Raw genomic sequence first — 12,020 nt, 5'->3', positions numbered from 1 at the left:
TTGGCGCTTATTGTCACTGCCTGGCAATTTAACTCACTCTAGACTCAGTTCAGGCTCCACGCAGTCTATCTTTATCAGTATCGAGCGCTTCAGGAGCTGTGCCGTGAACAGTGATCAGCCATTTCGCAGTTTTTCCGAGTTCTACCCGTATTACCTGCAAGAGCACAGCAACCCGACCTGTCGGCGCCTGCACTTCGTCGGTACCACCCTGGTCATCGCCCTGCTCGCCTACACCCTGGGCAGCGGCAAGTGGGCTGTATTGCTGGCGCTGCCGTTTGCCGGCTACGGATTTGCCTGGATCGGCCATTTCTTTTACGAGAAAAATCGCCCCGCCACCTTCAAACATCCGCTCTACAGCCTCATTGGCGATTTCGCCATGTACCGCGACATGCTGCGCGGCAACGTATCGTTCTGATTTCGGCCCGCAAGGCCGGAAACGCGTCCTCAGCGGCCACTGTCCCGACAGACGGTAACGGTAGAATGGGTGGCACAGTCCCTGTACCAGCAGACCATCGAATGCTGTGCCCGCTACGATGCCGCAGCCTTTGATCCCGGCTACGACAACCTGCCACTGAGCTTTTTCGAACCCATGCTCAAGCGTTTGTTCGCCCAGCCGCGCCAGTCGATCTACAAGGCCGCGCTGCACTCGTTGAGCGCGGACGCCTGAGTCAGCGTGTCAGCGGGCAGTGAAGCGCCCGTGACGAATTAACATCGATCTGATGGCAAGCCAGCGCCCTGCCTGAGCCTGTACACTGCGGCCACTGCCTGGAGGACACGGCAATGAGCAGCGGCTCGATTCTCTCCCTGCGTCACTACACACACGACCTGATCGCCCACAGCCATGAGCATCCACAACTGGTGTTCGGCTTGCGTGGGCAACTGGACTTCGAGCTTGACGGTCGCGGCGCGCGGATCGAGCGTCAGGGCTTGATCGTGGTGCCGGGCGGCGCCCACCATACCTGCGGCAGTGTCAGGGGCAGCCATTGCCTGGTCTTTGATGTGCCGGGTGACGCCTGGCTCGAACGCAGCCTGGGCGAACAGGCTGCGGCCAGCCAGCGGCTGCTGGAACGCCGCGGCTCGCTGCTGCTGAACAACCACCAACAGCAACTGGTCGACTGGCTGGCGGCCGGCCCGGTGAACAACCCGCTGATTGCCCAACAGGGCGCTGTGTTGCTGCTGGCCAGCCTGAGCACTGCAGCAGACCCGGTCACCGCACACAGGCAACTGCCCTTTGCCAGCTTCGATGCCTACATCGAGCAAAATGCCGCTTACCCGTTGCAGGTTGCCGACCTGGCCGCTTTGGCCGGGCTTTCCAGTGCTCGCCTGCATGCGCGCTTCATCGCCGAGGCGTCGATCACGCCGATGGACTACATCCGCCAACGCCGGCTGCTCAAAGCACGCAGGCTGCTGGCCGAGACGGACCTGGCCATCGGCGAAGTCGCCAGCCAGGTCGGCTACAGCTCGCAAAGCGCCTTTTCTGCCGCCGTGCTCAAAGCCTTTGGCTGTTCGCCGCGAGCGTTACGACAAGAGCCTGGCGACAAGTAGCGCGAGGCGTGCGACAGACACCTGCGGCATTGTTCTCTTACACTTCTTATCGCGGGGCAAGCCCGCTCCCACCGGCTGTGGGAGCGGGCTTGCCCCGCGATACCGTTGCCACCAAGGATCACCATGAACCATCGCACCGCCCTCGGCGCCCTGCATATCGGCGCACTGTTCTTCGGCCTGACCGGGGTCTTCGGCAAGCTGGCCCAGGCGGCGCCGTCGGTCATCGTTTTTGGCCGCGCGGTCTTCGCCGTCCTGGCGCTCGGCCTCTTCGCCCGTTTTGCGCAAAAAGCCTGGCAACCGCTGCAAGCTCAGGATTGGCGTCGCCTGCTGTTGGGAGGCATGTTGCTGGCCGGGCACTGGGTGAGTTTTTTCATTGCCGTCAAAGTCGCCGGCGTGGCGATTGCCACCTTGGGCTTTGCCAGCTTTCCGGCCTTCACTGTGATCCTGGAAGGCCTGCTGTTCCGCGAGCGGGTTCGCACCAATGAAATCATCCTGGTGCTGCTGGTAAGCATCGGCCTGGTACTGGTCATCCCCGACTTCGACCTGGCCAGCCAGGCCACCGGTGGCCTGCTCTGGTCGTTGCTATCAGGCCTGCTGTTTTCGTTACTGTCCTTGACCAACCGGGCGTCGAGCGCGCGCATACCAGCGGTGCAGGCGGCGATGTGCCAGAACGCAGTGGTCGCCCTGTGCCTGTTGCCAGCCGCCGCGCCGGTACTGACCGAAGTCGCAGCCATGGACTGGCTGTGGATCGGCCTGCTCGGGGTGTTCTGTACCGGCGTCGCCCACAGTCTTTTCGTCGCCAGCCTGGCCGTGATCAAGGCGCGCACGGCGGCAGTGGTGTTCGCCCTCGAGCCAGTCTACGGCATCGCCCTGGCCTGGCTGATCTTCGCCGAAGCACCGACCCCGCGCATGCTCCTCGGTGGCGCATTGATCATCCTCGCCATCGTCGTCTCCAGCCGCCTGGCCGCCAGCAACCAGGTCAGCAAGGCAGCTACCGTCGAAGGCTGACGCCAGTCACGAGCGGTCGTTGTGACCCAGGTCGCGCTGCGGATCGATCTGGTCGCGCACCCGCTGCTTGAGGACCTTGGCTTCCGGGAAACCACCATCGGCCTTGCGCTCCCAGATCTGCACGCCGTCGCAGGTGATACGGAAGGCACCGCCTGTGGCGGGCTCAAGGGCCACCCGGGCAAGGTCGTCACTGAACGTACTGAGCAGTTCCTGGGCCAGCCAGGCGGCCCGCAGCAGCCACTGGCACTGGGTGCAGTAAGTAATGACGATTTCGGCTTTATGGGCATTCATGGGGTGACAGACTCATGACAGGCGGGGACGCTTATACTAGCGGTCTTTAGCCTTAGCTCCGAGAGCCAAGATGCACCGTTTGCTGTTGAGTCTGTTGCTGATCGTCGTTTCCTTCCCGCTCCTGGCCGCCGAACCACCACGACCGAAAATCGGCCTGGTGCTGTCTGGCGGTGCCGCCCGTGGCCTGGCCCATATCGGTGTGCTCAAAGCCCTGGAAGAGCAAGGCATCAAGGTCGATGCCATCGCCGGCACCAGCATGGGGGCGGTGATCGGTGGCCTGTATGCCTCCGGCTACAAAATCGACGAGCTGGAAAAACTCGCCCTGGGTATCGATTGGCAACAGGCACTCTCCGATGCCCCACCACGCAAGGACGTGCCGTTCCGGCGCAAGCAGGATGACCGCGACTTTCTGGTCAAGCAGAAGCTCAGTTTCCGCGACGACGGCAGCCTCGGCTTGCCGCTCGGGGTGATCCAGGGGCAGAACCTGGCCCTGCTGCTGGAAAGCCTGCTGGCGCACACCAGCGATACCCGCGACTTCGACAAGCTGCCAATCCCGTTCCGCGCGGTGGCCACCGACATCGCCAGTGGCGAGAAAGTCGTGTTCCGCCGCGGCCACCTGCCCCAGGTGATTCGCGCCAGCATGTCGATTCCTGCGGTATTCGCCCCGGTCGATCTGGATGGCCGGCTGCTGGTCGATGGCGGCATGGTCGACAACATTCCCCTGGATGTCGCCCGCGAGATGGGCGTGGATATAGCGATTGTGGTCGACATCGGCTCGCCGCTGCGCGATCGCAAGCAACTGACCACCGTGGTCGATGTGCTCAACCAGTCGATCACCCTGATGACCCGGCGCAATTCCGAGGAACAACTGGCCCAACTGCATCGCGACGACATCCTGATCCAGCCGCCGCTGGCCAGTTTCGGGGTCACCGATTTTGGCAGGGCCGCAGAAATGATCGATGCCGGCTACCGTGCCACCCGAGCCCTGGACCCGCGCCTGGCGTTACTCAAACGCCCTGACGGCGATGACGCCGAACTGAATATCGCGCGCTCGCCGAGCCAGCGTACGCCGGTGATTACCGCCATCAGAATCGAGAACGACTCGAAGGTCAGTGACGACGTGATCCGCTTCTACATTCGCCAGCCGATCGGCGAACCTCTGGAGCTGGGACGTCTGCAGACCGACATGGGCACCCTTTATGGGCTGGACTACTTCGACCGGGTGCAATACCGGGTGGTGCACAAGGGCAGCGACAACACCCTGGTGATCAACGCCCGTGGCCGCCGCGGCGGTACCGACTACCTGCGCCTGGGCCTGAACCTGTCGGATGACATGCGTGGCGACAGCGCCTTCAACATTGGCGCCAGCTATCGGGTCAACGGGATCAACGAACTGGGCGGCGAGTGGCTGACCCGGGCGCAGATCGGCGATCAGCAAGAGCTGTACAGCGAGTTCTACCAACCACTGGATGCCGGCTCACGCTACTTCATCGCGCCTTATCTGGACCTCGGTTCGCAGAACATCGAAGCCACGCTGGACGACGACCCGATTGCCGAGTACCGCCTGGAACGCTACGGTTTCGGCCTGAACCTGGGGCGTCAGATCGGCAACAGCGGTGAAGTGCGCTTCGGCGTCGGCCAGGCCTGGGGCAATGCCGAAGTGCGCATTGGCGATCAGGATCTGCCGCACTTCAGCTTCAACGAAGGTTTCTACGAGCTGAAGTATTCGTTCGACACCCTGGACAACGTCTACTTCCCGCACAGCGGGGAAGACATCAGTTTGACACTGCGCCAGTTCGAACCGGACCTGGGCTCCGACCAGCGTTACCGGCAGTGGAACTTCAAACTCGACAAGGCCCTGAGCAGCGGCGCCAATACCTGGGTCCTGGGCAGCCAGTACGGCCGGACCCTGGATGAGGCCGAGGTGGTGACCTCAAGCTTTGTCCTCGGTGGCGCCCGCCAGCTGTCAGGCTTTCGTCAGGATTCGGTGTCCGGGCAGAACATCAGCCTGATGCGCGTGGTCTACTACCGTCGGCTGACGCCACGCGCCTACCTGCCGCTGGACTTCCCGCTGTACCTGGGTGGCTCGCTGGAACGCGGCAGGGCCTGGAACAATGACAACGAATTCGACAGCGGCTATATCAATGCCGCCAGTGTTTTCGTTGGTTTCGAGACGCCACTGGGCCCGCTGAACTTCAGTTACGGGGCCAACAGCGAAAATCAGAAGGCGTTGTACCTGAACCTGGGTCACACCTTCTGAGGCCGCTCAGGACTTTTCCAGGTTGGCCAGGATGCGCGCGTGGACCTTCATGCACACGCGCAATTCCTCTTCGTCGACCCCAGTGAAAAGTTCGACGCGCAAGGCATTGGCAATGGTTTCGATCTGCTCGATCAAGGGTTTGGCCGGTGGGCACAGGAGGATCTTTTTCGCCCGGCGGTCTTCCACTACAGCCTGACGCCGCACCAACCCCTGGGACTCGAGGCTGTCGAGCAAACGCGCCAGGGTTGGCCCCTCGACCCCCACACTCTGAGCCAGTTCGCGCTGGGTCGGTGCCTCGTCGAATCGGGCCAGGTGCAGCAACACCAGCCAGCGGGCCTGGGACAGATTGAGGCCAGCCAGGCGGCGGTCCAGTTCGGCACGCCAGCCCCGCGACATCTGGGCCAGCTGCATTCCGAAGCGGTGGTGATCGGTCAACGGCATAAAAAACTCATCATCAGTACTAATTATTAGTCAGCTAACCATGCTCCTGCGCAACAGGCAAGGCTCGCCACGGTTCAACCTGTCTGACAATCGTTATAAAAGATGACAAAACACCGTTTACATCTCGAATTCAGCGGCTAACGCCGCTCGAACGCAATATAGAACCCCTTCCGGCACACGGCCACCAAACTGCTCGGCAATCGCCGATACCGGGGGTAGTTCGCCCTCGCCATCGAGGAACGCATCCTGCACTTCGGCGAGCAGGTCCTCTGGCAAGTCCAGGGCCTGCTCCAGCGACAGCTGCTGACGGCCAATGGCTTCGGCGAGCAGGCTGTAGACGTTCTTTTCACTGCAGTTCAACTGCCCGGCGATTTGCGCCGGGGTCATGCCGGCACGGGCCAGGCTGGTCAGTTCGTGGCGCAGGTCGGCCACCTGCGGTGGCGCCTCGGCGGCACCGCCCAGTACGTCGAGGAACGCCGCACCGTAGCGTTCCAGCTTGCGCGCACCGACGCCACTGACCTGGGCCATTTCGCTGAGGCTGCCCGGCTGGCTGCGCAGCATCTCCAGCAAGGTCGAGTCGGGGAAGATGACGTAAGGTGGCACGCCGTGCTCCTCGGCCAGCTTGCGCCGCAGCGCACGCAGCGCTTCCCATTGTTCGCGCTCCTCGCCACGCACCAGCTGACTGGCCGGGCTGCCGCCGCTGCCACTGCTTTTGCTGCTGGTCTGCGGCTTGAGGTCGCGGCGCAACTCCAGGCTCACTTCGCCGCGCAACAACGGGCGGCAGCTATCGGACAGACGCAAACCGCCATACCCTTCCAGGTCGATATCGGCCAGGCCGCGCGCCACCAGCTGGCGGAACAGCGAGCGCCATTCGCCTTCGGAGCGGGCCTTGCCGACACCATAAACGGCTAGCTTCTCATGGCCGAAGTTGCGGATTTTCTCGTTGTCGCGCCCCAGCAATACATCCACCAGGTGGCCGACACCATAGCGCTGACCGGTGCGGTACACCGCCGACAGGGCCTGGCGCGCAGGTTCGGTAGCGTCCCAGGTCTGCACGCCATCGATGCAGTTGTCGCAATGCCCGCAAGGCTGCGGCAGTTCTTCATCGAAGTAGTTGAGCAGGATCTGCCGGCGGCAGCGGGTTTCTTCACAGAGGGCGAGCATGGCGTCGAGCTTGTGTTGCTCGATGCGCTTGTGGCGCTCGTCACCTTCGGAGTTCTGCAGCATCTGCTTGAGCATCACCATGTCCTGCAGCCCGTAGGCCATCCAGGCATCGGCAGGCAGGCCATCGCGGCCGGCGCGGCCGGTTTCCTGGTAGTAGGCTTCCAGTGACTTGGGCAGGTCCAGGTGAGCGACAAAGCGCACGTTGGGTTTATCGATACCCATGCCGAAGGCGATGGTGGCGACCATGATCAGGCCTTCCTCGTTGAGGAAACGGCGCTGGTTGGAGGCGCGGGTCTCGGCAGGCAGGCCGGCGTGATACGGCAGGGCCGGGAAACCCTGGTCACACAGGTAGGCGGCGACATCGTCGACCTTTTTTCGCGACAGGCAGTAGACAATGCCGGCGTTGCCGCGACGCTCAGTGAGGAACGCCAGCAGCTGCTTGCGCGGCTGCTCTTTGGGCACGATACGGTAGAAGATGTTCGGCCGGTCGAAACTCGACAGGAAACGCTCGGCGTTCTGCAGGTGCAGGCGCGTGACGATTTCTTCGCGGGTGCGCATGTCCGCCGTGGCGGTCAGGGCAATGCGTGGCACCTGCGGGAACAGCTCGGCCAGTTGCCCCAGCTGCAGGTACTCGGGACGGAAGTCATGACCCCATTGCGATACACAGTGGGCTTCGTCGATCGCGAACAAGGCGATATCCAGGGTACGCAGGAAATCCAGCATGCGCGGCTGCACCAGACGTTCCGGTGCCAGGTAGAGCATCTTCACCTCGCCACGGCGAATGCGCCCGGCCAGCTCACGCTGCTGCTCCGCGCTCAGGGTCGAATTCAGCGAGGCGGCGGCGACACCCAGTTCATCCAGGGTTGCCACCTGGTCTTCCATCAGCGCGATCAGCGGTGACACCACCACCGCCAGGCCCGGACGCAACAACGCCGGGACCTGGAAGCACAGGGACTTGCCGCCCCCGGTGGGCATCAGGACCAGCGCATCGCCACCCTTGGCCACGCATTCGATGATCGCCCCCTGGCGTCCCCGAAAACTGTCGTAGCCGAAGATGTCCTTGAGGACGCGCTGAGCCTGTTCGAGCATAAAAACTCCATAAATCGCAGAACCATCCTGGCCACAGGCTGGATGAAAACCTTCCCCGCCACACCTGAAAATGCGTAAGCGGCTTTTACCTGAGCTGCCGTTCCAGCATGCCCAGGTACAAAAGCCGGGCATTATACCCGAGCGTCGCCTCGCACAGGGCGCTCTGCGATAGGCGTCATCCTTTGCCTCGCAAGCGCTGCAAGATGCTAGAATTCGATCATCGTTTATTCCCAAGGTAGCCCTGTAATGTCCTTCGCCGAGCAATTGAACCGCCTGCAAGCCTTCCTCGACGCCGACGAGCTGCACGAAGAAGCGCTGGACTACGTTGCCGCCCACGGCTACCTGACTGCATTGTCGATTGGTACCGAGGTGGTTCCCGAGCGCGAATGGATCGACGCCCTGTTCGCCGAAGAGCCGCATTACAAGGACGCCGCCCAGCGTGAAGAGATCGAAGCCACGCTGATCCAGCTCAAGGCGCACATCGCTCGTCAGCTGGCCAGCGACGAGGAATTCGAGCTGCCGTGCGACCTGGACCTGGGCGACGAGCCGGACGACTCCGACCTGCGCGGCTGGTGCATCGGCTTCATGGAAGGCGTGTTCATGCGCGAAGAAGCCTGGTTCGAGACCGCCGAGGAAGAAGTCAGCGAGATGCTGCTGCCGATCATGGTCGGCTCCGGTCTGTTCGACGAACAGCCTGAGTTCGCCGACATCGCCAGCGACCACAACCTGATGGACGACATGATCGTGCAGATTCCAGAGGCGCTGACCGCGCTGTACCTGCTGCAGCACGCGCCTGACGAAAAACCTGCACCTGCTTTGCTCAAGCCACGCCACCACTGAGTCGGCGTCAATGCGCTACCTGCTGCTGGCCACCGGCTGGCTCAGCGTCGCGCTGGGAGTGATCGGCATCTTCCTGCCGGTGTTGCCGACCACTCCTTTCCTGCTGCTGGCCGCGGCCTGTTTTGCCCGCAGCTCTCCGCGTTTTCACCATTGGCTGGTCAATCATCCGCGGCTTGGGCCGTGGATTCGTGATTACCTCAGTGGTGAGGGGATTCCGCTCAAAGGCAAGGTCTACGCCATCGCCTTGATGTGGCTGAGCATTGGCCTGTCTTGCTACCTGGTGCCGTTGATCTGGGCGCGCGGGTTCATGCTGACCAGTGCGGTGCTGGTCAGCATTTACATCTTGCGGCAAAAGACCCTGCGTCGTCCGTCCTGATTCTGTTGCGAGCTGCCCGTGGGAGCGGGCTTGCCCCGCGATGCGATGTAACTGACAAACCGCATTCGCGGGGCAAGCCCGCTCCCACCGTGCCCCCGACCACTACACCGTATCCACCTTCAATGAATGATCATTGAGCATTCCATTGATGATGGTCGCGGTATCCTGCCCGGCGGCAATCAGACCGCCCGCCCCCGCCGTCACCCCATAATGCTGAGCCAGGTTGACCCCCGCCAGGTCAATGATCTGGGTCGGCGCAGCCCCCGCCACCGCACTCACCTCGATGGTCGACACCACGCCAGCGCCACTACCGGTGACCTTGAAGTGCAGATAATCATCCAGTGACGCCGATGTCGCATTTTCCCCCTGGAGCAACTGCGACAGGTCGAGCCGATCGGTACCCGGGGTGAAATCAGTGACGAGGTCACGTCCGCTATTACCCTGCTGCCAGAGGAAGAGATCGTTACCGTCACCGCCCGTGAGGGTGTTGTTCCCCGACCCGCCGATCAGCACATCGTTACCGCCACCACCATTCAACGCATCGTTGCCCAGGCCGCCCCTGAGCAGGTTGGCATTGGCGTCGCCGGTCAAGCTATCGTTGTAGTCCGAACCGATCAGGTTCTCGATACCGCTCAAGGTATCGGTCCCTGCCCCGCCGGTATTCTGCGCTGCAAGGTTCGCCAGGCTTACGGTCACCCCGCCGCTGGCACCGGCGTAACTGGCAGTATCGATACCGGCACCACCATTGAGCTGGTCATTGCCACTGCCGCCAATCAGCAAGTCATCGCCATCGCCGGCATTGAGGATGTCGTTACCGTCGCCACCGATCAGCACATCATTGCCAGCACCGGCATTGAGGGTGTCGGCACCTGTCCCGCCCAGCAAGGTGTCATGACCATCGGTCCCGGTCAGCACACCGCCTTGCTGATAAGTGATATCCACATTGCCCGTGCCGGTACCCCCATGCCCGTCACTGACCGTATAGGTGCCGTTGTAGGTTTCGTTCTGGGCGTTGGCGTAGTCGACGGTCATGGTCAGGGCATACCTTTCCAGTCCGTCGGCATTACCTCCGACAGGATTGAGCAGGTTGACCACGTGGATGCTGTACACCCCGTCATGACTGGCGGTAAAGCTACTGCCATCGGCAATGGTCTGGTAAATGCCGTTTTCATCCTTCCATTCCATCAGGATGTTGCCGAGGGGGCGGTCGTGATCAAGCTTGAGCGTCTCGCCTTTTTTCAGGGTGACGGTCAGTACGTCCTCGGCATTGGCACCACTGGCGAGCGTGCCCAGATAACCATTGATCAGCAGCGCTGCCGTGGTGGTGTTCGTGGCGGTGCGGAAGGCACTGCGCAGCAAGTCCTTCGACTGGTTGGCCAAGCTACTGGAAGTTCCCGAGAAACTGACCGTAGGCGTGCCAGACCCCACCGTGAACCCCGCCCCCTTGGCCGCCCAATTGGTCGTGAAGCTGATCGGCGATGCACTGAGCAAATCGTTGTTGGCATCGCTGTCGTTGGCCAGCAGCGCTTCGGCCGGCACGGTGATGGTGCTGGAGAGGATGTTGGTGATGATATGGTCAGCGCCGGCCACCGGCGCGGCATTGGAATAGACGTTGACCACCAGGTTGGCGCTGCTCAGGTCACCATCGTTGTCGCTGGCAGTGAAGCCGATGTTCTCGCTGACGGTATTGCCGTTGTCTTTCGGTGGTGTGTAGGTGAACTCGCCAGTATCCATATCGACCAGCAAGGTACCGCCCTTGATGGTTTTGATGTTGAAGGTGTTGGTCGCCGTGTCGAAGGAGCCGCGATCGACACCGCTGGCGCTGTAACTGCCCTGCCCTTTCGGGTCATAAGTGTAGGTCGTACCATCGACCAGCAATGCTTTGATAAAGCCGCCATCGGCGCCGAACGTGCCGCCGCTCATCAGACTGCCGGTGATCGGCGCACCTTGCACCGTACCGGATAACACCTGATTCAACGCATTGAGATCGGTGACCACCACAGCGTTGGTATTGGTATGGGTACTACCGTCATAGGCCAGCGGGTTGAGATTGCTGGCGTTGACGCCGTCACCCAGACCAATGGCGTAGGACTTGATCCCGTTGCTGTCGAGGAAGGATTTCCAGGCAATCTCGTCGTCGGTCCCGATGCCTTGTGAGGTCGAGGACGGATTGCCGTCGGAGAAGAAGTAGCCGATGTTCTGCGCCCCGGTCAGACTGCCACCGTTGGCAAAGGCGGACTTCGCTTCGGCCACCGCATTATCGTAGTTGGTACCACCACCCGCCGACAGCCCGGCAACGATCTGCTTGGCCTGGGCGACCGATACCCAGACGTCGGATTGTTCAGATGCGGAGGAACTGAAGGTGACGATCTGGACTTTGACGTCGCCCATTTCGTCATACTTGTCGAGCAAAGCGCTGATGGCATCCTTGGCCAGTTGCAGACGGGTCTTGCCCACGACACCGGATGGATCGTTCATACTGCCGGATACGTCGACGATCAGCAGCAGGTTGGTATCGACCTGCCCCGGCGTCACCGAGCGCTCGGCGCCCACCACCGCAGCTACATCGTCGACGATGTTTACATCCAGGGTTGCCTGGGCAGTGCTGCCGTCTTTATCGATTGCCGTGACATTGATGGGCTCGTTGAGGCTGTTGGTGCCATTGGCATTCAAATGGTTTTCGCTGTCCAGCAAGGTGTAGGTGTAACTGACCACGCCGGTACTGGCGTTGTAGCCGGTGATGGTCAACGAATTACCCAAGGGCGTCGTACCCGTTTGCGGGAAGCCGGCGACATGGCCGCCACTGACCACGTTGATCCCCCCCACAGTCAGGGTTTGCAGGCCATCCGGCGCGGTCACGGTGAAGCTGCCCGTGTGGGCTAACGCGGGTGAATCCGGGCTGCTGCCGTCGCTGAGATTTTTTTCGTAGACGGTCAGTTCGCCACCGTCGACGCTCAGACCATCAATGACCACCGGATGGTCCACGCTACTGACATCGATCTTCAA

Annotated in this window: 10 protein-coding genes and 1 pseudogene; 7 read left to right on the top strand and 4 right to left on the bottom strand. The window is 61.8% G+C overall.

The window, feature by feature from the left end:
* Positions 1–103 precede the first annotated feature (103 nt).
* The 4 genes and pseudogenes from NPS47_RS14145 (at position 104) to NPS47_RS14130 (ending at position 2,553) form a co-directional block, all read left to right on the top strand.
* A complete protein-coding gene (locus NPS47_RS14145) occupies positions 104–415 on the top strand; it encodes a DUF962 domain-containing protein (protein WP_274295519.1) in 312 nt (103 codons plus the stop codon).
* Positions 416–499: 84 nt separating this feature from the next.
* Positions 500–667 (top strand): annotated as a pseudogene (locus NPS47_RS14140) (phosphohydrolase); the annotation flags it as partial.
* A gap of 113 nt (positions 668–780) precedes the next feature.
* Positions 781–1,545: an AraC family transcriptional regulator gene (locus NPS47_RS14135; protein WP_274295518.1), complete on the top strand. Its 765-nt coding sequence runs from the start codon at positions 781–783 to the stop codon at positions 1,543–1,545.
* Positions 1,546–1,668: 123 nt separating this feature from the next.
* Positions 1,669–2,553, top strand: coding sequence for a DMT family transporter (locus NPS47_RS14130; protein WP_274295517.1), 885 nt, complete (start codon positions 1,669–1,671; stop codon positions 2,551–2,553).
* Positions 2,554–2,559: 6 nt separating this feature from the next.
* On the opposite strand, the gene NPS47_RS14125 is transcribed toward NPS47_RS14130, so the two are convergent.
* Positions 2,560–2,844, bottom strand: a complete 285-nt coding sequence (locus NPS47_RS14125) for a SelT/SelW/SelH family protein (protein WP_274118089.1) — start codon at positions 2,842–2,844, stop codon at positions 2,560–2,562.
* Between the two features lie 70 nt (positions 2,845–2,914).
* Between NPS47_RS14125 and NPS47_RS14120 the strand changes: the two genes are divergently transcribed.
* Entirely contained in the window at positions 2,915–5,104 is a 2,190-nt protein-coding gene (locus NPS47_RS14120; RefSeq protein WP_274295516.1) for a patatin-like phospholipase family protein, read from the top strand.
* A 6-nt stretch (positions 5,105–5,110) separates the two neighbouring features.
* On the opposite strand, the gene NPS47_RS14115 is transcribed toward NPS47_RS14120, so the two are convergent.
* On the bottom strand, positions 5,111–5,545 hold the full coding sequence (locus tag NPS47_RS14115; protein WP_038613540.1) for a MarR family transcriptional regulator: 435 nt from the start codon (positions 5,543–5,545) through the stop codon (positions 5,111–5,113).
* Between the two features lie 117 nt (positions 5,546–5,662).
* Positions 5,663–7,798 (bottom strand): DNA helicase RecQ, encoded by a 2,136-nt coding sequence (gene recQ / locus NPS47_RS14110; protein WP_274295515.1) that lies wholly within the window; start codon positions 7,796–7,798, stop codon positions 5,663–5,665.
* 246 nt (positions 7,799–8,044) lie between these two features.
* On the opposite strand from recQ, the gene NPS47_RS14105 reads away from it, so the two are divergent.
* Positions 8,045–8,638, top strand: coding sequence for a YecA family protein (locus tag NPS47_RS14105; RefSeq protein ID WP_274295514.1), 594 nt, complete (start codon positions 8,045–8,047; stop codon positions 8,636–8,638).
* Between the two features lie 10 nt (positions 8,639–8,648).
* Positions 8,649–9,014, top strand: coding sequence for a YbaN family protein (locus NPS47_RS14100; protein WP_038613547.1), 366 nt, complete (start codon positions 8,649–8,651; stop codon positions 9,012–9,014).
* A gap of 102 nt (positions 9,015–9,116) precedes the next feature.
* Here NPS47_RS14100 and NPS47_RS14095 read toward each other — a convergent pair.
* The coding region (locus tag NPS47_RS14095; RefSeq protein WP_274295513.1) for a type I secretion C-terminal target domain-containing protein at positions 9,117–12,020 on the bottom strand (2,904 nt) is incomplete at its 5' end.

This window comes from Pseudomonas putida (assembly GCF_028682475.1).
GTDB classification, from domain to species: domain Bacteria; phylum Pseudomonadota; class Gammaproteobacteria; order Pseudomonadales; family Pseudomonadaceae; genus Aquipseudomonas; species Aquipseudomonas putida_AG.
This window is presented reverse-complemented; position numbering and strand designations above follow the sequence as displayed.

Bases quoted from the DNA above. Each gene is read 5' to 3' on its own strand.
- NPS47_RS14135 (WP_274295518.1), top strand. From the start codon at position 781: ATGAGCAGCGGCTCGATTCTCTCCCTGCGTCACTACACACACGACCTG.
- NPS47_RS14105 (WP_274295514.1), top strand. From the start codon at position 8,045: ATGTCCTTCGCCGAGCAATTGAACCGCCTGCAAGCCTTCCTCGACGCC.
- recQ (WP_274295515.1), bottom strand. From the start codon at position 7,798: ATGCTCGAACAGGCTCAGCGCGTCCTCAAGGACATCTTCGGCTACGAC.
- NPS47_RS14125 (WP_274118089.1), bottom strand. From the start codon at position 2,844: ATGAATGCCCATAAAGCCGAAATCGTCATTACTTACTGCACCCAGTGC.
- NPS47_RS14130 (WP_274295517.1), top strand. From the start codon at position 1,669: ATGAACCATCGCACCGCCCTCGGCGCCCTGCATATCGGCGCACTGTTC.
- NPS47_RS14120 (WP_274295516.1), top strand. From the start codon at position 2,915: ATGCACCGTTTGCTGTTGAGTCTGTTGCTGATCGTCGTTTCCTTCCCG.
- NPS47_RS14115 (WP_038613540.1), bottom strand. From the start codon at position 5,545: ATGCCGTTGACCGATCACCACCGCTTCGGAATGCAGCTGGCCCAGATG.
- NPS47_RS14100 (WP_038613547.1), top strand. From the start codon at position 8,649: ATGCGCTACCTGCTGCTGGCCACCGGCTGGCTCAGCGTCGCGCTGGGA.